This is a genomic window from Anaerosolibacter carboniphilus (assembly GCF_014205875.1).
In the GTDB taxonomy this organism is placed as follows: Bacteria; Bacillota; Clostridia; order Peptostreptococcales; family Thermotaleaceae; genus Anaerosolibacter; species Anaerosolibacter carboniphilus.
On sequence record NZ_JACHEN010000017.1, the window covers coordinates 20804 to 41118 of the forward strand.

Annotated in this window: 20 protein-coding genes; 17 read left to right on the forward strand and 3 right to left on the reverse strand. The window is 39.8% G+C overall.

What is annotated here, in order from left to right; all coding sequences use genetic code 11:
• Positions 1 to 248 precede the first annotated feature (248 nt).
• The 7 genes from HNQ80_RS13780 to HNQ80_RS13810 all read left to right on the forward strand — a co-directional run bounded on the left by HNQ80_RS13780 (position 249) and on the right by HNQ80_RS13810 (position 7052).
• Positions 249 to 572, forward strand: a complete 324-nt coding sequence (locus HNQ80_RS13780) for a PadR family transcriptional regulator (RefSeq protein ID WP_184311251.1) — start codon at positions 249 to 251, stop codon at positions 570 to 572.
• Entirely contained in the window at positions 565 to 1134 is a 570-nt protein-coding gene (locus tag HNQ80_RS13785; RefSeq protein WP_184311252.1) for an HAAS signaling domain-containing protein, read from the forward strand. Before HNQ80_RS13780 ends, HNQ80_RS13785 begins: the two co-directional genes overlap by 8 nt.
• Positions 1135 to 1146: 12 nt before the next feature.
• Positions 1147 to 2049, forward strand: a complete 903-nt coding sequence (locus HNQ80_RS13790; RefSeq protein ID WP_184311253.1) for a DUF4097 family beta strand repeat-containing protein — start codon at positions 1147 to 1149, stop codon at positions 2047 to 2049.
• Positions 2050 to 2250: 201 nt separating this feature from the next.
• The gene (locus tag HNQ80_RS13795) at positions 2251 to 4749 is read left to right on the forward strand and encodes an ABC transporter permease (protein ID WP_184311254.1); all 2499 of its coding nucleotides are present in this window, start codon (positions 2251 to 2253) and stop codon (positions 4747 to 4749) included.
• Between the two features lie 10 nt (positions 4750 to 4759).
• Positions 4760 to 5437 (forward strand): ABC transporter ATP-binding protein, encoded by a 678-nt coding sequence (locus tag HNQ80_RS13800; RefSeq protein WP_184311255.1) that lies wholly within the window; start codon positions 4760 to 4762, stop codon positions 5435 to 5437.
• Entirely contained in the window at positions 5434 to 6468 is a 1035-nt protein-coding gene (locus HNQ80_RS13805) for an HlyD family secretion protein (protein WP_184311256.1), read from the forward strand. Before HNQ80_RS13800 ends, HNQ80_RS13805 begins: the two co-directional genes overlap by 4 nt.
• Positions 6469 to 6563: 95 nt before the next feature.
• The gene (locus tag HNQ80_RS13810) at positions 6564 to 7052 is read left to right on the forward strand and encodes a hypothetical protein (RefSeq protein ID WP_184311257.1); all 489 of its coding nucleotides are present in this window, start codon (positions 6564 to 6566) and stop codon (positions 7050 to 7052) included.
• A 51-nt stretch (positions 7053 to 7103) separates the two neighbouring features.
• Here the strand turns inward: HNQ80_RS13810 and HNQ80_RS13815 are convergent, their stop codons facing one another.
• The gene (locus tag HNQ80_RS13815) at positions 7104 to 7664 is read right to left on the reverse strand and encodes a ribonuclease H family protein (RefSeq protein ID WP_184311258.1); all 561 of its coding nucleotides are present in this window, start codon (positions 7662 to 7664) and stop codon (positions 7104 to 7106) included.
• Between the two features lie 139 nt (positions 7665 to 7803).
• Here HNQ80_RS13815 and HNQ80_RS13820 point away from each other — a divergent pair, with 139 nt between their 5' ends.
• The 6 genes from HNQ80_RS13820 to HNQ80_RS13845 all read left to right on the forward strand — a co-directional run bounded on the left by HNQ80_RS13820 (position 7804) and on the right by HNQ80_RS13845 (position 12466).
• Positions 7804 to 8145 carry a hypothetical protein gene (locus tag HNQ80_RS13820; RefSeq protein WP_184311259.1) on the forward strand — a complete coding sequence of 114 codons (342 nt, stop codon included), beginning with the start codon at positions 7804 to 7806 and terminating at the stop codon, positions 8143 to 8145.
• Positions 8146 to 8265: 120 nt separating this feature from the next.
• Positions 8266 to 9069, forward strand: coding sequence for a formate/nitrite transporter family protein (locus tag HNQ80_RS13825; RefSeq protein WP_330602880.1), 804 nt, complete (start codon positions 8266 to 8268; stop codon positions 9067 to 9069).
• 133 nt (positions 9070 to 9202) lie between these two features.
• The gene (asrA, locus tag HNQ80_RS13830) at positions 9203 to 10216 is read left to right on the forward strand and encodes an anaerobic sulfite reductase subunit AsrA (RefSeq protein ID WP_184311260.1); all 1014 of its coding nucleotides are present in this window, start codon (positions 9203 to 9205) and stop codon (positions 10214 to 10216) included.
• Complete coding sequence (gene asrB / locus HNQ80_RS13835) at positions 10213 to 11013, forward strand: anaerobic sulfite reductase subunit AsrB (protein WP_184311261.1); 801 nt, start codon at positions 10213 to 10215, stop codon at positions 11011 to 11013. The genes asrA and asrB overlap by 4 nt, the downstream gene beginning before the upstream one ends.
• 12 nt (positions 11014 to 11025) lie before the next feature.
• On the forward strand, positions 11026 to 12033 hold the full coding sequence (asrC, locus tag HNQ80_RS13840; protein WP_184311262.1) for a sulfite reductase subunit C: 1008 nt from the start codon (positions 11026 to 11028) through the stop codon (positions 12031 to 12033).
• 205 nt (positions 12034 to 12238) lie between these two features.
• Positions 12239 to 12466 (forward strand): aspartyl-phosphate phosphatase Spo0E family protein, encoded by a 228-nt coding sequence (locus HNQ80_RS13845; RefSeq protein ID WP_184311263.1) that lies wholly within the window; start codon positions 12239 to 12241, stop codon positions 12464 to 12466.
• Between the two features lie 37 nt (positions 12467 to 12503).
• Here HNQ80_RS13845 and HNQ80_RS13850 read toward each other — a convergent pair whose 3' ends face one another.
• Entirely contained in the window at positions 12504 to 13655 is a 1152-nt protein-coding gene (locus HNQ80_RS13850) for an HD-GYP domain-containing protein (RefSeq protein WP_184311264.1), read from the reverse strand.
• Positions 13656 to 13901: 246 nt separating this feature from the next.
• Between HNQ80_RS13850 and HNQ80_RS13855 the strand changes: the two genes are divergently transcribed.
• From HNQ80_RS13855 to HNQ80_RS13865, 3 genes are read left to right on the forward strand one after another with little or no spacing between them, the layout of a single operon-like run.
• The gene (locus HNQ80_RS13855) at positions 13902 to 14747 is read left to right on the forward strand and encodes a lytic transglycosylase domain-containing protein (RefSeq protein ID WP_184311265.1); all 846 of its coding nucleotides are present in this window, start codon (positions 13902 to 13904) and stop codon (positions 14745 to 14747) included.
• 7 nt (positions 14748 to 14754) lie between these two features.
• Positions 14755 to 15447 carry a response regulator transcription factor gene (locus tag HNQ80_RS13860; RefSeq protein ID WP_207727021.1) on the forward strand — a complete coding sequence of 231 codons (693 nt, stop codon included), beginning with the start codon at positions 14755 to 14757 and terminating at the stop codon, positions 15445 to 15447.
• Positions 15440 to 16852, forward strand: a complete 1413-nt coding sequence (locus tag HNQ80_RS13865; RefSeq protein ID WP_184311267.1) for a sensor histidine kinase — start codon at positions 15440 to 15442, stop codon at positions 16850 to 16852. Before HNQ80_RS13860 ends, HNQ80_RS13865 begins: the two co-directional genes overlap by 8 nt.
• Positions 16853 to 16924: 72 nt before the next feature.
• Here HNQ80_RS13865 and HNQ80_RS13870 read toward each other — a convergent pair whose 3' ends face one another.
• Positions 16925 to 18697 (reverse strand): sensor histidine kinase, encoded by a 1773-nt coding sequence (locus HNQ80_RS13870; protein WP_207727022.1) that lies wholly within the window; start codon positions 18695 to 18697, stop codon positions 16925 to 16927.
• Between the two features lie 255 nt (positions 18698 to 18952).
• On the opposite strand from HNQ80_RS13870, the gene htrA reads away from it, so the two are divergent.
• Positions 18953 to 20221 carry a serine protease HtrA gene (gene htrA / locus HNQ80_RS13875; RefSeq protein ID WP_184311269.1) on the forward strand — a complete coding sequence of 423 codons (1269 nt, stop codon included), beginning with the start codon at positions 18953 to 18955 and terminating at the stop codon, positions 20219 to 20221.
• Positions 20222 to 20315: the final 94 nt, after the last annotated feature.

A 20315-nucleotide genomic window follows, 5' to 3' on the forward strand; every position in this document is an offset into this window, starting at 1 on the left:
TCCCTACACAAAACCATGATGAATCGACCTATCGTAGGGTTGGACGACCCTGTCCAACCGTTATCGTTGTGACGTATTTTTCTACCAATATGGATTCGTAATATCATAGAAATAATATGTGCATACTAAACAGGAAATTCATGACAAAAAATGCAAAAAAAATATTACTCAGTACCTTGCATTATACAATACTATGTATTATACTGATACTATCATGATAAAAATACGATTTAAGAAAGGATGTCAGCATGAATATACAGTTTAAGAAGGGTGTATTGGAGCTATGTGTTCTAGTACTGCTGAGCAAACAGGATTATTATGGATATGAGCTGGTGGAAGAGATTTCAAAATATGTTGACATATCCGAAGGAACCATCTATCCCCTATTGAGGAGACTGCAAAAGGAAGGATATTTTGAATCTTATCTTCAAGAGTCCAGTGAGGGGCCGCCCAGAAAATATTATCGCATTACAGAGCTGGGAAAAAGCACGAAAGATCAATTGGTTAAAGAATGGACTGATTTTGTTGAAGGCGTAAATTTTATCATCTACAAGGAGGGAAAACATGAATAAAATTGATTTTTTACACATATTAAGGACAGAGCTTCGTGAACTGCCTAAGGAGGAGTTAGAAGATATATTATATGATTATGAAGAACATTTTAATGTAGGGCTGGAAAAGGGAAAGACAGAAGAAGAAATTATAAAGTCATTAGGAGACCCCAAAACCCTAGCCAAAGCTTATAAAGCATCTATCGTTATTGAAAGTGCCCATGCGAATCCTACCCCTTCCAATGTATTTAAGGCTGTTATTGCTGCTGTGTCTTTGGGATTTTTCAATTTGATTTTCGTATTAGGACCATTCTTAGGTGTTGTAGCTGTACTGGGAGGATTGTTTGCAGCCGCCTTAGGTCTGATATTCGGAGGTATTGCTGCTATTGCTGCCCCCTTTGCGGAAATCATATTCGCAGGTGATTTTATTAACGGAGTGCATCCTGCAGCGGCTTTTTTCCTAGGCATAGGAATCACAGCATTAGGTCTTCTTTTCTTCCTATTCGATATCTATATCGGAAGGCTGTTATTCAGAGGGACGGTTAAGTATTTAAAATGGAATGCTGAAATCATAAAAAAATAGGAGTGAAATAGAATGAATATCAAAAAAATAGTGATTTATCTGGCCCTTATTGCCGTCGTAGGGATAGGAATAGGCCTTGCTATTGCATCCTTTACAGGAGGATTTTTCTCAAGCTCCAATGAGAGTTCCGGATCTTTCAGCGTAGATGATGTACAAATAGGAACGATGGAGGGCATTACTCAGATTGTCATAGAGGGTGTTACCGCAGATATCAATATCATTCCGGAAGAGAGGAACGATATAAAGTCCCATTTCTATGGCAAAATTACTTCTTCCGATTTACCCAAAATGAAGGTTACGGTGTCTGGAAATAAAGTAACGGTAAAGGTTGAAGAATCGAAAAAGATGCATATAGAGTTCTCTTCATCAGATTTAACATTGGATGTGTTTATACCTAAAAACTATGGAGGAGATCTGAAGGTTGGCTCTGTATCAGGTGATGTGAAGATGCAAGAAGAATGGGGTCTTAGTGATATTTCCTTAAACCTAACCTCTGGGGATGCAAAGATTCAGCATCTTACAGCTAAAAATCTAAGCTTCGAAAGCGTCTCAGGAGACCTAACAATGGAAGATATTTCTACAGAAAGTACAAGGATTGAGGTGGTATCCGGGGATATGAATATTAATAATTTTAAGGGGAATTTAAAGGGAAAATCCACCTCTGGCAATTTTAAGATAAGCTATTTGACTTTTGATTATGATATCGATTTTGAAGCTGTCTCTGGTGATATTATTATAGATCTTCCGGATGATGCAGCTTTTGCTCTGGATGCGGAAGCCTTAGGAGATATAGCGTGTGATTTTCCCGTTACTGTGAATGGGAAATCGGAGAAAAATCAATTAAAAGGTGTTGTAAAGAGTGAAAACAATAAAGTTGTGCTTCGGAATACATCTGGAAACATCACCATTCGGTAATGCTTGTTTTTAGTAGTGAGTCCTTAATGTCTAATATAGGAGCTAGTGTTGAGGGGACTTTGGTCCCCTTTATATATTTCTCGTAACGACGAGGCAGAATTCCCTCCACACAATTCGTTGAAAAAACTTAGGAAGGAACAAATATGGATAGAATCCTGTCGCAAATATGAATACATATTGCAATAAAATGGTGGTGACAACATGAAAATTATGATGAAGTTTTTGCTGCGAAATATCAGAGAAAAGAAATTCCGCACATTTTTAATCCTATTATCAATCACGCTGTCTACGGCTCTCTTTTTTGCCTCCATAGGCATGTCGGACAATATCGCAAAAATGTATCTGAAAGAAATACAGAAAACTTTGGGATCGGCAGAGATCATAATTTATGCAGATAAGGACTCACCCTCCAACTATTTTCGTACTAGCCAGGCAGAAAAATATATGGAGCAACTTGAATACATGATAGGGAATACCAGTGAAAGGGGAATCTTCGAATATTCTCCCCAAGAGAAAATTGTATTCAGTCTTCAAGGCTATGAACTAGAAGACCTGCAGAAGATGAATCCTATCACTATTGAGCAGGAATATCATCTGTATCCTTTCAATGGAAAGAAGTTGATCATTGACCGGGCTACTGCAGAGAAGTATAAACTGGAACTTGGAAATCCTATAGAAATCAAGGTAGAAGAAGAGAAGTTTAGGTTTATCATTGCAGGGATTGCATCTACTGGAGGGTTGCTGACACCCAGTGATCAAAGTGCTACAACGGTCATGCCTTTGGAGACGGCGAATAACCTGTTTGGGGAAAAAGGCAGGGTTTCTACTCTGTATCTTAAGACAAAAGACAGCAGCCTGATCCAGAAGGTGCTAGATGATCTTTCTAGGAGCTACAAACGATATGTGGTGGAAAGAACCATAACTGAAAAGGATATTGAGCAGTATACGAGCATGATTTCCAAGCCGTTTATGCTTATGTTAGTGTTGGTGGTATTTATCAGTGTCTTTGTCATTTATACCTCCTTTAAGGTCATCTCCATGGAGCGAATGCCTCTGATTGGAACCTTTCGAAGTATCGGTGCCACGAAGAAAATGACAGACTTCTTACTGCTGGCAGAGAGCATCCTTTATGGGATTGTGGGAGGAATCTTGGGTTGTGGCCTAGGGTATCTGATTCTGTATGGCATGATCCATGTGATGGCATCTGACCCCTACCAGTCGACAAAGATGGAAGTAGAGTTAGCGATAACCTTCGGACAGTTGATGATTTCGTTTCTTGGAGCGGTTCTGTTATCCTTCGGTAGTTCAGCGGTGCCTATCTTGGTGGTTTCAAAGGTTTCCGTGCGGGATATTGTACTGAACACCTATGAGAACAAGAAAGGAAATAAGAACAAGAGTATGATGATTGGGTTTCTACTATTTTTTCTTGCATCGACGATTCCTTTGGTAGTTCCTCGAGAAATCGCTTTGCTTGTCAATAGTATTTGTCTCATACTGATTTCTATGGCCTTGGTTTTATTCATTCCTTTTATAACGGAAAAATGTATCGGTTTGTTAGAAAAAATCTATCGTTATTTATTTGGGAATATAGGAATTATTGCGGTGAAGAATCTGAGGGATAACAAAGGTGTGTTAAATAACATTGCTCTGTTATCCATTGGTATTGCCAGCCTGTTGATGATCAATACCCTAAGCTATAGTGTGGGTATCGAAGTTCTGAATGTTTATAATGAGGGTAAATTTGATATCCTACTGAATCACCCTAAAGGGAATAAAGATGTAGAGCAGCGGCTTCGGGGCGTCAAAGGGGTTAGCGCTACTTATGGTCTTTATGAGGTAAGAAATGTAAAGGTTGCAGGGACAAAGGAAGAGATATCAAGTGTTTATGGTATTGATCCAAATAAATTTTTCGATAATTGGGATTTTGAGTTTGTAGGAAAACGGACAGAGGTATTGGATAAATTCGATGGAAGTAGGAATGTTATCCTCAGCAGTTCCTTGAAAAATAAGTTGGAACTAAAGGAAGGGGATATGCTTACCTTGGAAACGGAGAGAGGAAACAAAGACTATCGAGTAATCGGTTTTGTCGATACCCTCATGCAGAATGGAAATGTTGCACTGGTTCCAGAGAGATATCTAAAGCAGGATATGAAGCTGCGATATTATTCAGATCTATATGTGAAAACCCATGAAGATCCTGAAGGGGTGCTCCAAAGGATAAAGGAAAAATTCAAAAGGGATCAGCTATTTGGTATGACATTGAATGAGATGGAACGCAGCAATATGGAAAGTAATGCCCAGATTTTTGTTCTGTTAAAGGGTTTTTCTTTCATGACGATGGTAATCGGGGTTTTTGGCGTATTGAATAATTTTGTGGTGAACTTCCTCAGCAGAAGACGATCTTTAGCAGTAATGCGCTCCGTAGGAATGAGTAAAAAGCAGACGACCAAGATGCTGTTTATTGAGGCCCTTACTGGAGGTCTGATTGGCGGAATAACTGGAGCCTTCGGGGGACTATGTTTCATCTTATTGATGCCTTTTATACTGACTGCCATGGATTTACCCATTCAGATGCATTATGTACCTTCGATGTTTATCAATGCCATGGTCAGCGGGGTCATCATAACGGTGATTTCCTCGGTAAGTCCTTCTTTTAAATCAACAAAACTAAATATTATTGAATCTATCAAGTATGAATAGAGGTGAGGGAATGGAAGGAATTATTGAGGCGGTAAATCTGTGTAAAACATTCAAGTTAGGTGTGCTGGACGTGGAAATATTAAAAAATATTGATCTAACCATCAGAAAAGGAGAATTTGTTTCCATCATGGGACCCTCGGGTTCTGGGAAAAGTACCCTTTTGTATCTTCTGGGAGGATTGGATAAACCTACTTCTGGCAGTATCAAAATCAATGGAAAAGAACTGGCAGAGATGGAGGACCAAGAACAAAGTGTCATGCGTAGAAGAGATGTGGGTTTTGTCTTTCAGTTTTATAATTTGATTCCCAATTTAACCGTAGAGGAAAATACCATGCTGCCTATTCTATTAGATGGAAAAAAGATGAAAGACTATAAGGAACGACTTCATGAGATTTTAGAAGTGGTAGGACTTTCTGATCGAAGACACCATACCCCTAGAGAGCTGTCGGGGGGGCAGCAGCAGCGGGTAGCGATTGCTCGAGCCCTGATGAATGATCCAGATATCATCCTAGCCGATGAACCCATCGGGAATCTGGATAGCAAGACAGGAACTGAGGTGATGGAGCTGCTCCGGAGAATTAATCAAGAAAGAGGGAAAAATATCGTTCAAGTAACCCATTCAAGGGAGGCGGCTGATTACGGTCAGCGGATTATCTATGTGAAAGATGGAAAGGTGTGGGAGCGATGAAGCAAAGGATGAAGCGTCTATTAATATTTACATTATTAGGAGCGTTGATGCTGGCAGTAGGCTGTAGTAAAAAAGAGGAAAAAGCTAATATGGATCAGGTAGAAGCTCCCAAGGAGAGAGAAATGGTAGAAGCCTTTGGCATTATTAAGGCAGAGAATATAAAAAATGTCATGGTCGATTTTTCAGCGTCTGTGGAGGCGGTTCATGTCCAGGAGGGTCAGCAAGTCAAGGCTGGAGATGTGCTGATTACTCTGAATATGAAGGATTATGAGGCAGCCCTAAAAGACAAAGCCTATAAATTAAGCATTGTGCAGCTGGAAAAAAATAAGCTTCAAAATGATCTACTTGGGGATGAGCAGAATGATCCCAACATAAAGAAGGCAGTCAATGGGTTAAAGCTGGCTGAGGATCTTTATATTCAAGCCAAGAAGGATCTAGCTTCCCAGGAAGCTCTACTTAAAGCAGGCGCTATCTCTCAGTCAGAATTTGATAATTTTAAAAAGACAGTGGATACGAGATATAAAGAACAGGAAGACGCCCGTTATGATCTGGAGAATATCCAGAAAAACAAAAAGAAAGAGCTAGATGATCTGAAAATCAAGAATGAGGAAATAGCTTCTGCAGCATTTGAACTACAAGCCATGCAGGAGAAGTCAAATAGGGGATATATGCAGGGAAATACCATCGTTGCTGATGTAACCAACGGGGTAGTTTATGATATTGGCTATCAAGCAGGGGATTTGATCGATGAATCGAAGAAGCTTCTAAGTCTGTTGGATCTTAATACGATGATGGTAGAAGCGGAGGTGCCGGAAGAGTTCATTAAGGATGTAAACGTGGGAGCAGAGGTGGAAATTATTCCTGCAGCCAATAAGGAGAAAGTGTATAAGGGAAAGGTAAATCGGATTGCCCGCATAGCAGTGCAAAAAAATGGCGAAACCATTATTCCTGTGGAAATTTCCATCGAGAACAATGATGGATTCTTGATGCCAAATTTCAATGTAGATGTGGCTATTCAGATTAAGAAATAGTGAAGTTAAATTATTTGTAGAAAGCTTGAAGTAAGGTATAAATCATTGACCTCCTGCCAATTATAGAAATATATATGGACGAGGAGGAAATACATATGAAGCAAATTAGAGCCAGTATTATCAATGGTACAGTCAGTATAAACAGTAGGGAAATTGAAGAGATCGTTAGCAACAGCAACTACTTTGAGGAAGTAAGAGATATCAGTGACCATGTATATGATGATGATGTATTTGCCTATGAGGTGAAGTTGGATCAATCCATCCTAGAAACGGAGATAGAGCATGACCTGGAAGAGGAAGGTTACATGAGCGATGATGAAGAAGAATACACTTCTGCTCTGTTAGAGCAGGCTGAATATTTTATTGATGCTGCTGTGGATGAAGTAAAGGATCGTATTGAGGAAAGGTATCATCTTGAAAACATAGGCAGTGCCTACGATATTTACCAAGGAACCCGTGGTACAGATCATATTCATTTTGTGATGACTTTATCCTTTGGTGCCACCCATCATGGGCAGTTATATCAGCTGACCAACGCTATCATTGATAAAAATTACACGCGAAATACAGAGGGATGGCAATAGTTAACCAACCTTCCAGGATGTTCAATAGATAAGGAAAACCCCAATCACAGGCTAGTCTGTGATTGGGGTTTTCCTTATGATATCCATGCCCTTATTGGCTAAGACATCGGCTTGAATGTTCATTTTTGTTGCCAGTAGAAAATCATCCATGGAGAAGTGCTGGCCATTCCATTCCTTAAATTTATTGTACCACTTCTTCAGTTCTGCTTCTTTGTTCACGTTTAAATGACCTTTGACCCGGTAAAAGTTGATTTCCTTCTGGCGATCAATCTGTCTAAGAAGGGCTTCCCAAAGCTCCTTGTTTTCTACGGGTGTCTTGCTGGCAGTGATCCAGCCGTTCATTTGCCATTTGACATACCATTTTTTTGTAAAGCATTCAATCAGATAGGAACTATCAGAAAAAACATTGATAGAAAGCTGATCTTTGGATAGGACTTTCAATGCTTCCAAAAGAGCTGTCATTTCCATTCGATTGTTGGTAGTATTGATTTCGCCACCGCAGAGCTCCTTGGTATGCTCACCATATGAGAGGATGGCACCCCAACCACCTATGTTCTCTTCATTTTGATTACCTGAACAGGCACCATCCGTATATATGTTGATAGATTTCATGATCATTCCCTCACTTTAGCAAATTCTTAACACTCCTATTATAACAAAAATGTTAAATTTCATTGCAACAATTTTATAGATTGTGAATATAGATAAAAATAAAAGATCGTACCTATAAATCCGATGAGGGGGGCCTATCATGAGTGCCAGAATCGTATCATTATCCATCGATCCGAGAGAAGTGCTGGAGTTATCCATGGGAGAGATTGACGGAGATTTGATTCATAGCGACTATTGTGCCGTAGACCAAGGAAGAGGGTTTGGATATATGGTCTATGAGTATATCCATAAGCGGGAGAACCGACCGATTATGCTCATGATCCATGTGGACAATGTCCATGGCACCACCCGGGCTACGATTCTCACGAGTCCTGAAATGGAAGACTGGGAATATCCTTTTGACTGCGAAGAAGAGTATGAATGGATGGATAAAATTATGGAGGTATTGGAAGAATATATTATCGATGTAAGAGAAGAGTAGCAGGCGGGCATGAAAATGTCCGCTTTGTTCTTTTTGGAAAGAATTTCAAGGGGATTGTGATATTCCTCACAGTATCCCTTTGAAATAGTTGATATATTTATAACAAGGAAAAGGCTTTCAATGACCGCAACAAAACAAGAAAGGGTGGAGGAAATGTTTTTAGAAACAGTAAACAAAATGGGTGACAGTGCCGTGAACAAGGCAAAGTACCTGAACAAAAGTGTCATCAAGTATGTGATCCTTTCCATCATGGCGGGAATCTACGTGGGATTTGGTATTATGCTTATTTTTTCTATTGGGGCGCCTTTTGCAGCCGCAAGCTCTCCTGCTACAAAGGCTATTATGGGTGCATCCTTTGGGGTAGCATTGACACTGGTCATTTTTGCAGGAGCAGAACTTTTCACTGGAAACAATATGGTGATGACCATAGGAAATCTGACCAAACGCGTAACACTGGGAGATACGGCGAAGGTATGGACTTTTAGTTATATTGGGAATTTACTGGGGTCATTATTTTTAGCCTATTTGGTAGCAAAGTCAGGTTTAATCAGTAATGCGCCTCAATCTGACTTTATTCTAAAAGTGGCAGCAGGAAAGATGAACGCACCTTTCCTACAGATTTTTATTCGAGGGATTCTGTGTAATATGCTGGTATGCTTGGCGATCTGGACAGCTACCCGCGCCAAGGAAGATATGGCCAAATTGATTCTGATCTGGTGGTGTTTGTTTGCATTCATCGGTTCGGGGTTTGAGCATAGTATTGCCAATATGTCCATGATGGGGATGGCATTGTTTATACCTCATGATCCTGCTGTAATATCCATCGCTGGCTATGCAAAAAATCTACTGGCATCCACCGCTGGAAATATAGTGGGTGGAGCCCTGTTCATCGGAGCAATGTATTGGTATGTATCTAAAGAGTAGTTAGAGGTTAGAAGTTAGAGGTTAGTAGCGTCAGGGTCTATCTAATTGGGATTTAAAACCTGAGGCAAGGTCTTTAAAAACCACTAACCACTATCGACTATCCACTAACCCATTAAGAAAAGGGGGAAGACAAATGTCATTGAAACTAAGTAAAAAGGCCTTTGATGATGTATTAAAGGATTTAGGAAAAGAATATAAGATCTATGGGCCCATCCGCATCAAAGGAGAGGGACGATTTTCAGATACGGATGTGGTAAGATACGGAGAAGTTTCTACGGTAGATGAGATTGAGGTCCATGAAAAAGCTCATTTTTCACCAAAGGAGATCCTATTTCCAATTACCCAAACTCTCTTCTATTTCACAGAAGGGGCTTATCAAGAGCCAAAGGATGAGGAAAAAAAGTTAATCATATTCCTAAGACCTTGTGATATCCACGGAGTGACGAGGCTAGATCAGGTTTTCTTACAAAATGGAGATGACAAGGATATATATTATGAGCGGCTGCGAGAGAAGGTTAAGTTTTTCATGATAGAGTGCACAGAGGGCTTTGATAACTGTTTCTGTGTTTCCATGGGAGCCAATAAAACAGAGAATTATGCAGCCGCCATTCGTTTTGGTGAGGATATGCTTTTAGATATCAAGGACGAAACGCTGATGGATACCTTCCGGACAAAAGGAGAAACCGTTGATTTTCAACCTCAGTTTATCCAAGAGAACTCAGTGAAAGTAAAGCTTCCTGATGTAGAGAAAATTACGACAGAGATTTTTGAGGATGACATGTGGAAGGAATATACGCAAAGGTGTATTGCCTGTGGTAGGTGTAACTTTGTCTGTATGACCTGCAGCTGCTGGACAATGCAGGATATCGCATACGATGAAAACGGCAATAATGGAGAGCGAAGAAGGGTATGGGCAGGCTGTCATGTAGATGGGTTTACAGATATGGCAGGCGGCCATGGTTTTAGGAAAAACTATGGGGATCGTATGCGTTTTAAGACCATGCATAAGATTAATGACTTCAAGAAAAGAAATGGCTATCATATGTGCGTAGGATGCGGCCGCTGTGATGATATCTGTCCTGAATATATATCTTTTTCCAGCTGCATCAACAAGGTTACGGAGCTTGTAGGGGAGGAGAGAAAATGATGAAAAACCCATATATACCTAACAAATATAGCATTCTTCATATTCAGCATCAAACGGATATCGATTATACATTTCGTTTGGCTTGTGACATAAAACCCAAAAATGGACAGTTCGTTGAACTCTCTATCCCTAAAATTGGAGAGGCTCCAATTTCCATTAGTGATTTCGGAGATGGATACATCGATATGACCATACGAAGGGTAGGAAAGGTAACGGATTATCTTCATAGCTTACAGCCTGGGGACCATATGTATCTGAGAGGACCTTATGGCAATGGATTCCCCCTAGATCACTATAAGGGTAAGCATTTGGTGATTGCCGCTGGAGGAACAGGCTTGGCACCAGTAAAAAGCATCATCAATTACTTCCACCGAAATTCCCATGAAATTCAAAAATTAGACTTGTTTATTGGTTTTAAATCATCAAAAGATATTTTATTTATGGATGAGATCCAGGGCTGGATGAAAAATGAGAAGTTCAATGTCATTCTTACAGTGGATAAGGGAGATGAAGATTGGACAGGAAATGTGGGGTTGATTACCCAGTATATCTCTAATGGTACAATAGGAAATGATGAGAACCTGGAGGTCATTATTGTAGGACCGCCTTTAATGATGAAATTTACAGCATTAGAATTTCTCAAAAAAGAAATCTTGGAAAAACAGATATGGGTGTCCTTCGAGCGAAAGATGAGCTGTGGCATCGGCAAATGTGGCCACTGCAAGATTGATGAAACCTATGTATGTCTAGAAGGTCCCGTATTCAACTATACCAAAGCAAAAAAACTGATAGATTAAGGGGGGATCACCATGGATATTAATACAAAAAAAATAAAGAAGAATGCTTATCGTGTTACCAAGACAAGGGGAAAGACGGCTTTAAGAATCAGAGTGCCTGGGGGGCATCTGGATGTAAAGTACTTTGATATTATCAAAGAGGTTGCTGAGAAGTATGGAGATGGCAGCGTTCATATGACCATTCGTCAGGGCTTTGAGGTGCCGGGCATTGATTTCGATAAAATTCCTGAAATCAATAAAATGATTGCTCCCATCATCCAAGGATTGGAGTTAGACTATGGTGTCAATATTGACGACATAGAAGACGGTTATCCTGCGGCAGGAACCAGAAACGTATCCGCTTGTATCGGAAATAAAGTCTGCCCCTTTGCCAACTATAACACTACGGATTTAGCGATTAAGATTGAGAAAGCGATCTTCCCCAATGATCGCCATGTAAAGATCGCTTGTACCGGATGTCCCAATGATTGTATCAAGGCCCATATGCAGGACTTTGGCATCATTGGTCAGGTAGAGCCAGTATATGAGGCCTCCCGATGCGTAGGATGTGAAGCCTGCGTAAAGAATTGTAAGAAACGGGTAACAGGGGCCTTGAGAATGGAAAACTATAAGGTGAAGAGAGATGAAGATCGCTGTTTAGGATGTGGTGAGTGTATTTTAAAATGTCCTACAGGGGCATGGCGTAGAAATCCAGAAAAGTATTATCGCGTAGTGATTATGGGAAGAACGGGTAAAAAGAATCCAAGATTGGCGGAAACATTTTTGGAGTGGGTAGATGAAGAAACTGTCATTAAGATTATTACCAATACCTATACCTTCATCGAGGAATATATTGATAAGGAAGCACCTTTAGGAAAGGAGCATATCGGTTATATCGTCGATCGAACAGGGTACCATGTATTCAAGGAATATGCTTTAAAGGATGTTGTCCTTGGACCCAAAGCTCAGGTGGCAAAGTATATTGACTTCGGAGGGTATAAATACGAAAGAAGTACGTATTTTCATGGATGTGGTGAGTAGGTAACATGCCTTGTGGTTTTTGGAAGGGCAGAAGGAAAGGCTGGATAGGACCATAGACCTATGAAAATGAATACGCATAGCCTTCTAGTAATGGGATTCCCTACAGTAAGCCCAGAGAGGATAATGCTCGGGTCCTATAGGAAAATAGTAGGAAACCAGTTAGAATATCTTTAAAGGAATTATTATTAGGGAAGAGGTAGGTTTTATGCATACAAAAGAGAGTATTGGAATGGCAAAGCTTCAAAAGCTGGAGATCTCCATAGAACGACTAAGAAAAATAATGCATGAAAAGATTCAAAGACAAGAGAATCTCCTATCCCCAGAAATCCTTACCATTAGCCAACAGTTGGATAAATTATTGAATGAATATGATCAGGAAGTAACGAAAGCGAAGCTAGCAGCTTTCAGTAAAACCTTAAGCGTGATGCTATAATCAAAATAAAACTTCCATGGACAACGCCATGGAAGTTTTATTTTTTTTTCAAATATGTTTGTACGGATAAATCGGGTGTTTCATATTGGATGCCTTCAATGACCAGATTGGTTTCCTTTAATAAATCTATCTCTACCATTTTAATGCTAACAGCTGTTTGACGAATGACTTTTACTGTAGGGCGTAAGGGAAAATTAGGAACGACTTTCTCTACCACTCCATAATCTCCGTTGCTTAGCCGAACCAATGTGCCCACAGGATAAGGGACCACCTTGCGAACAAAGGTCTGGGCCATTTCAAAATCAAAATGGGTACCTGCACTACCCATGATATACTCGATGGCTTCCTGGGGCGCCACAGCCTTCTTATAGGGCTTGTCTGAAGTCATGGCGTCATAGGTATCGGTGATGGCGATGATCTTCGCCAATTTGCTAATTTTATTGCCTGTTAAACCGCCGGGATATCCTGTGCCATCCACCTTCTCATGGTGCTGAAGGGCAATAATCCGAGCAGGGCCTGGGATGCTATATAACTCCTTCAGATAGCTATAACCTCTGGTGGTGTGTTCCTTGGCAATGGCGTATTCTTCATCGGTAAGAGGGTCTTTCTTTAGTAGAATATCCTTAGGGATAAAGGCCTTTCCGATATCATGGAGCATGGCACCGATGGCCAAATCGTATAAATCATTTTTACTTAGTCGCAGCTCTGTGCCTAATACCAGGGAAAGCACTGCCACATTGACAGAATGCTCATATGTATAGTTGTCCATGCTTTTGATATCGACCAGGCTTACCAAGACACTCTTCGCCGAGGATATTTCATCCACAATATTTTTTGTAAGACTATTAAGGTTGTGAAAATAATCATCTCGCTGCTTCAGCAATTGTCTTTCCTTTAGGGAATTTGTTTTTCCTTTTAACTGTTGATTATTTCTCTCAAAGGATGTAAAAGTCTCCCGTAAGGCATTGATGGCAGCGATCCGAACTTTCGGTTCAATGATGTCTTCAATCTCATTGCTACTGTATTCATCGTTGATATAAATCATACTGATTCCACTATCTTCTACTTTTTTTAACAGACCATCATTTAGTTCAACACCTTTATGAAGAAGGATTCGGCCATCTTTGTCATAAAGGGCCTGAGCCAAAGTACTGCCTTCTTTTATGCAATTAACAGGTATAAGACGCATTTCGCATTACTCCTTGTACGTTTATTAATCCGGTACGGGTTATTTTCACTGTATAAATCCAGCAATAGTTTCGATATATATTATAGCATAGAAATTTTAAAGGAAGTAAACAAGGAAATAATTACCGAGGATTTTTTTCCTTTGAATATAAAAGGGAGTAGTAGACTGCGTTGATTTTTACCATGATAGTAATTATAATACAGATAGATAAGCGATTGTGCACAGATTATCTAATAAGGAGACAACATGACAAAATGGAAACCCTATATTGCCTTTGCTATATTACTGGCCTTGATGGATATGGCTTTTGCTTTTTGGATGATGAGAAATTATGGGGAGGATATTCGCATATATTTGAAAAAACGACAGCATCCACCTATCGTTAGTGTAAAGGTAAATACCCAAGAAAAATCTGAGCCTCAAAAGGTAAAGAACCGCGAGGACAGAAAAAGGGATATGAAGAAACCTGTGGAGATAAATGACAAGGTCAAAGTGGAAAGCGGAAAATCGCAGATCAGCTTTAAAGAAATCATCGCTGGTATCCGTGAAAAGCTGCAGACTATTTTTCAAACCAAAGAAAATCGAGCTTTGGCAGAGGAAAAGAAAAAAAGAGATCAACTGGCCGCTGAAATCAAAAAAAGGACAAACTTATCCGATGGTGCTATCGCCCAAATCCTCCAATATGAGCAGAGAACAGGGATGCCAGTAAAAATCGTTCTGGCTGTCATGGAGCAGGAGAGCAGTTTTAACAAGGATGCGGTGGGAACCAGTGAAGATCGGGGACTCATGCAGATTATTCCAGAGACGGAGGCCTGGCTTTGCAAGAAGTATGGGGCACAATTTGGTATTACATATGATCCCAAACGAATTTTTGATGAAGATTATAATATTGCCCTGGGAACCATTTACCTATGGCATTTGTACAAAGCCTATCCTCAGGATTACCATCGCATTTTTACAGAATACAATAGAGGATACTATAAGGCAGAAAATTATTATAAAGAAAAGGGACATTATATAACTACATATTCTAAAAAAGTAATGGAAAAAATGAAAAAGTACGAAGAACTAGAGCTTTATCAAAAGGAGTAGAGGTATGATGTTGGGTAAGAAAATTTTGGTGGTCGATGATGATGTTCATATCTGTGAGTTGATTGTTCTTTATTTAAAAAAAGAAGGTTATGACGCGGTGATGGTTCATGATGGGCTGAAGGCTATAGAAACCGTAAAGGAAGAGGTCCCGCATCTCGTAATCTTAGACATTATGCTTCCCAAAATGGATGGATGGGATGTATGCAGGGAACTAAAGAAAATCAGTGATATTCCCATCATCATGCTAACGGCTAAGGATGACACCTTTGATAAAGTCCTGGGTTTAAAAATCGGTGCCGACGATTATATCGTCAAGCCCTTTGAACCAAGGGAATTGATGGCAAGGGTGGATGCTGTTTTAAGAAGATATCATAGACAAAGTCATGGTGTACAGCAGATCATTTTACCCAGCTTCATGGTAGATCGGGAAGCTTATAAGATCAGGATACAAAATCAAGTGTATGAGCTTCCACCAAAGGAGATGGAGTTACTATATTTTCTAGTGAAAAACCAAAACCGAGTATTTACTAGGGAACAGCTGATTGAACAAATATGGGGCTTTGACTATGAAGGAGATAACCGTACCATTGATGTGCATATCAAGCGACTACGGGAGAAGTTAGAGCCTATTGAAGAGCGCTATCAAATCAAGACAGTTTGGGGTGTGGGCTACAAATTTGAGGTGATGGATCATGCTTGATACAGTTTTTAAAAAATTAATGGTCACATATTTCGGTATCATCATCGTAAGCTTCCTATTGTTAGGCTTGCTTTTTTCCCAACTTCTGGGGAATTATTTTTTTGACCAACATGAAGAACTGCTCCTGGAAGAGGGAGAGAAAATTAATGATTTGGTGATTGACTATCTGAATCACTATATCACGAAGGAACGCTTGGATTTGGAACTACAGTCTGTGGAGCGGTTTTTAGATACCCGTATCTGGATACTGGATAAAAGGGGATATATCTATGGCGTATCCAGTAATGAAAAGGAATGGATTGGAAAGCAAATCACAGCAAAAGAGATGGTGGATGTTTTAAAGGGGAGAATTATCGTAAAGAAGGGCACATTCCAAGGAACTTGGCAGACCCCCATGTTAACGGTAGGTATGCCCATCCTGGTAAATGGGCAGGTGGAAAATGCAATCATTATGCATTCACCCCTATATGTAATCAACAATACCATTCAGGAAGTACATAAGATTATTTGGGTTACCATGGCCATATCCTTTATTATTTCTTCTGTGGTCATTTATATCCTTTCCAAAAAACTTTCTCAACCGCTGCAATCTATGGATCAAGCTGCCAGAAAGCTGGCCTTGGGAGATTTTTCTCAAAGAGTAGCGGTCTATACGGAAGATGAGATTGGAAGAGTGACTCAAACTTTTAACGATATGGCTGCGCAGCTGGAGAGGATGGAAGAAAACCGAAGGAGCTTTATCTCAGCTGTTGCCCATGAGTTGCGGTCGCCCCTTACCTTAATCAAGGGATTTGTACAAGGAATTGTGGATGGGACCGTGGAAGAGAATGAACAATCAAAATATCTTCAGATTATTTTAAAGGAAACAACCAGACTGGGAAAGTTAATCACCAATCTACTGGATCTGCAAAGAATGGAATCCAATGCTTATCCCATCCATCCAGAGCGTTTTGATATCTGTGAGCTTATCCGAAGGACGCTGTTGAAATACGAGGAGGAAATTGAGCGAAGAAGAATCAAAATGAAACTGGACTTTGAAAAGGATGCTCTTGCTGTAATGGCAGATCGAGATGGAATAGAACAAGTACTAGCTAATTTGATAGAAAATGCCTTAAAATTTGTGGATGAGGACGGAAAGATCGGCATAGGGATTCAGGAAAAGGAAAACAAAGCATGGATTGCTGTAAAGGATAATGGCATAGGAATTTCCAAAGAGGAACAGCAGGTGATTTGGGAGAAGTTCTACAAGGTAGACAAAGCAAGAAACAGAAACAAAGAAGGCACAGGATTAGGTCTGCATATTGCCAAGCAAATCGTAGAAAGGCATGGGGAGCAAATTCAAGTTGAGAGCGAACTAGGAAAAGGTACGATTTTTCAATTCAGTTTGATCATAGCTGATCAATAGAAAACCTTCAGGATAAGTTTAATCCTGGAGGTTTTCTATTGATCGACAGTTGAGAATTTCCTGTTATCGTTATTATGAATAGATGTCGGAGAATTCGATGTGGATACGTTCCACTTTATTTTGTTTACTAGTCAGGGCGCCGTCCATGGTGTTATCATCTGAATGAACATGTTGGACAGGCAGGCTGATGACGAATTCTGTTCCTTTTCCAACTTGACTTTCTACAGAAATGGTGCCTCCATGCATTTCCACAAGAGATTTTACCAGAGAAAGGCCGATACCGCTGCCCTCTTGATTTTTATTTAGAGAGCTGTCTACTTGGGCAAATCTTTCAAAAATCTGTTGCTGTTTTTCCTCTGGAATACCAATGCCTGAATCCTTGACACAAATCAGAACCCGCTCATTATGATCGAAAACATTCACTTGGATGAGATCGCCAAGATTTGTGAATTTCACGGCATTAGAAATGAGATTTAACATGATCCTTTCGATTTTATCAGGATCGCAAGCCATCATCTTTTCTTCTGTATCGGTATCAAATTCAATCATTTTTCCTTTGTTCTCAATGTATTCAACGGTGGAAAGGGTAATCTCCTCTACGATTTCTACAATATTATGGTTTTCTAGATTGAGTTTGATATAGCCCGCATCAATCCTTGTGATATCAATCAGATTATCAATCAAACGCATAAGACGATAACAATTTTGCTTCATGACACTCAAATATTTCGTACTTTTAAAGTAACTAGGACTATCTTGTTTTTGATTGCTCGCCAATTCCATCAACTGAATGTTTCCGAAGATGATATTTAGGGGTGTTTTCAATTCATGGGATATGTTTGAAAAAAATTCTGTCTTAAACTGATCATGGCGAAGGGTTTTTTCCAATAGTGAGGTGTTTTCCTCCAAAGTTTTTTTTAAGTGAACCAAAGGTTTAGAAACCAACATCCCGATAAAAAGGGAGAAAAATCCGATAAACATGGTTGCGATGGATCCTATAATAAATAACCTTCTGTTTTTTGCTTTGATAGGCTCATATAAATAGTCAAAGGGGACTCTTGTCACCAAAGTCCATCCGTCAGTATGAGGTATTTTCTTATAATAGGCATAGGTTTTTACATCCTTAAAAGTGTAATCAATGCAGCCTTCCTCATTTTGAATAACTTGCCATGCATTTCTGGCGAGCTCTGGTGGGATGACTTTGGAAGGTATCGTAATATTTAATTTTGTTATATAGTCGGTATTGGGATGGGCGATTACATAGCCTTTTTGATCGACAATATAAGAATAGGAAGATTTATGGTTTACACGGAATGAATCAACATAGGCTTTCAAGGTGGAAAAATCTATACTGGCACCCAAAAGACCGATGACTTCTTGTTTTTCTCCCCATATAGGGATGGCTATGATGTATGTAAATCGTCCCAAGGTTTTTGAAAGTAAGGGTTGGGTAAAAACCGAGTTTCCTGCCATTACTTTGTGAAAATAATCTCTATCTTTGAGATTGCCTGCATCACGCTTTCCAGTAGTATGATAATTTCCTGAAGGGTCAGCGAGGAAAAATTGCTCATAGGGCCCCTTACCCTTAAGGACTTCATTCCTTAAATAGGGCTCTATCTGATCCCAGTTCATACTTCGAATGGTAGGACTGCTGGCATAGGTCTCCATAACGGTGATTTGTTTATCTATCCAATGGCCTACGGATTCTCCGTGGGCTCGAATGTTTTTTGAACTGTTATCGTGGACCAAGTCAAAGGTAAGCTCCTCCGTCAAATAATAGGAGATGGTCACCAAAGCGGTGGTGAGCAAGATGCTGATAGACAAGGAAAATATGAATATCTTCATAGCAATGTTCTTCGAATTGAGTCGATGCATAAATTTCTCCCTAAAGTGTATTTTAATTTGATAAATGGCTATGTAATAGGATAAAAATTACAGTTACTATAAAAATTTGACAGATTTCTTTTAAATCCTTCTTTTTCTGACAAATACAGCCATGAAGATTTTGGCATAACAAATTTCTCTTGTTCATAATTTGTTCATATTCTCTTCATAACCTCCCTCTATAATAAAACTATATTACTCAAGGAGGTTATGAAGATGAGATTTGAAGATGAACAAAATCTATTGAATACAGAAAATGAAGAACAAAGGGAAAGCACACAAGAAATGGAGGACCTCTATCCATTAGAGGATGGTGGAAACGTTGAAAATGCATTTACCATTTTGGAACCGGAGAAACCGCCTAGAGAAAAGAGACGGTTTAATTGGAAACTTGGGACCACGGCTTTGATTTCAGCGCTGATTGGAGGGATATTATCCAGTTATATTTTTCCAGTATATGTTTTTGGAAATCTACTGCCCTATCCCGACAATTATTTTGGAAAAGACGTAAAGCAGGTCATCAATGTGGAATCTCAAGATACAACATCCTTGATCTCTGCTGTGGCAAAAAAAGCCATGCCATCGGTGGTAGGAATTACCACGGAGACTGTGCAACAGGACCTCTTCTTTGGCGCTCGTAAGTCTCAGGGAGTAGGTACAGGGGTTGTAGTGGATCACAGGGGTTATATCTTGACCAATTCCCATGTAGTGAATAACGGCAGTGTGGAACGCGTCAACGTTGTATTCCATGATGGCACCAATAAAGAGGCGAAGATCCTATGGAATGATCCTTCCTTGGATTTGGCGGTAATTAAGGTGGATGGAGTGAACGTAACCCCAGCAGATCTGGGAAATTCCGATAACATTGAGGTAGGAGAGGCTGCTATTGCCATTGGAAATCCTCTGGGAATGCAGTTTGAAAGGACTGTCACGTCGGGAATTATCAGTGGATTGGAAAGAAGTATCGAGATTAGTGCTAACGAAACCATAGAGAACCTGATTCAAACCGATGCATCTATTAATCCAGGCAACAGCGGAGGACCTTTGCTCAATAGCAAGGGGGAAGTTATCGGAATCAACACTGCTAAAATTCAGTCAGGAGAAGGTTTAGGTTTCGCTATTCCCATCAATTTAGCAAAACCCATCGTAGATCAGTTTATTGAAAAGGGTGAATTCAGCAAGGTATATCTGGGTATCAAGGGTGTGAATGTGGATGTGTTTGAAAATGCAACGAGAACACAGTTGGCTGAGGACAAAGGGGTATATGTGGTAGAGATCTCCAAAGATTCCCCAGCTGCCAAGGCAGGACTTACCGCTGGGGATGTGATTGTAGGAATCAATGATCAAGAGATTGGGAGCATGAGTCAGCTGGTGAGACAGCTTTACCAATACCGCGCTGGAGATAAGATTGATTTAAAGATTGTGAGAAATGGAGAAGAGAAGGACTTGAAGGTGGCACTTGAAAAAGTACCTGAGAACTATTAAATGGAATAAAAATAAGTCGATCGACAAAGATCGACTTATTTTTATATTTTCTTAGGGGCAAACTAAAATATCCTCAAAGAATAGGAGCGATTTC

Coding starts and splice junctions, on each gene's coding strand:
- HNQ80_RS13815 (WP_184311258.1), bottom strand. CDS start 7,664: ATGAAATCTATCAACATATATACGGATGGTGCCTGTTCAGGTAATCAA.
- HNQ80_RS13790 (WP_184311253.1), top strand. CDS start 1,147: ATGAATATCAAAAAAATAGTGATTTATCTGGCCCTTATTGCCGTCGTA.
- HNQ80_RS13820 (WP_184311259.1), top strand. CDS start 7,804: ATGAGTGCCAGAATCGTATCATTATCCATCGATCCGAGAGAAGTGCTG.
- asrB (WP_184311261.1), top strand. CDS start 10,213: ATGATGAAAAACCCATATATACCTAACAAATATAGCATTCTTCATATT.
- HNQ80_RS13845 (WP_184311263.1), top strand. CDS start 12,239: ATGCATACAAAAGAGAGTATTGGAATGGCAAAGCTTCAAAAGCTGGAG.
- HNQ80_RS13865 (WP_184311267.1), top strand. CDS start 15,440: ATGCTTGATACAGTTTTTAAAAAATTAATGGTCACATATTTCGGTATC.
- HNQ80_RS13825 (WP_330602880.1), top strand. CDS start 8,266: ATGACCGCAACAAAACAAGAAAGGGTGGAGGAAATGTTTTTAGAAACA.
- HNQ80_RS13870 (WP_207727022.1), bottom strand. CDS start 18,697: ATGAAGATATTCATATTTTCCTTGTCTATCAGCATCTTGCTCACCACC.
- HNQ80_RS13850 (WP_184311264.1), bottom strand. CDS start 13,655: ATGCGTCTTATACCTGTTAATTGCATAAAAGAAGGCAGTACTTTGGCT.
- HNQ80_RS13810 (WP_184311257.1), top strand. CDS start 6,564: ATGAAGCAAATTAGAGCCAGTATTATCAATGGTACAGTCAGTATAAAC.
- htrA (WP_184311269.1), top strand. CDS start 18,953: ATGAGATTTGAAGATGAACAAAATCTATTGAATACAGAAAATGAAGAA.
- asrA (WP_184311260.1), top strand. CDS start 9,203: ATGTCATTGAAACTAAGTAAAAAGGCCTTTGATGATGTATTAAAGGAT.
- HNQ80_RS13805 (WP_184311256.1), top strand. CDS start 5,434: ATGAAGCAAAGGATGAAGCGTCTATTAATATTTACATTATTAGGAGCG.
- HNQ80_RS13860 (WP_207727021.1), top strand. CDS start 14,755: ATGTTGGGTAAGAAAATTTTGGTGGTCGATGATGATGTTCATATCTGT.
- HNQ80_RS13795 (WP_184311254.1), top strand. CDS start 2,251: ATGAAAATTATGATGAAGTTTTTGCTGCGAAATATCAGAGAAAAGAAA.
- HNQ80_RS13800 (WP_184311255.1), top strand. CDS start 4,760: ATGGAAGGAATTATTGAGGCGGTAAATCTGTGTAAAACATTCAAGTTA.
- HNQ80_RS13780 (WP_184311251.1), top strand. CDS start 249: ATGAATATACAGTTTAAGAAGGGTGTATTGGAGCTATGTGTTCTAGTA.
- asrC (WP_184311262.1), top strand. CDS start 11,026: ATGGATATTAATACAAAAAAAATAAAGAAGAATGCTTATCGTGTTACC.
- HNQ80_RS13785 (WP_184311252.1), top strand. CDS start 565: ATGAATAAAATTGATTTTTTACACATATTAAGGACAGAGCTTCGTGAA.
- HNQ80_RS13855 (WP_184311265.1), top strand. CDS start 13,902: ATGACAAAATGGAAACCCTATATTGCCTTTGCTATATTACTGGCCTTG.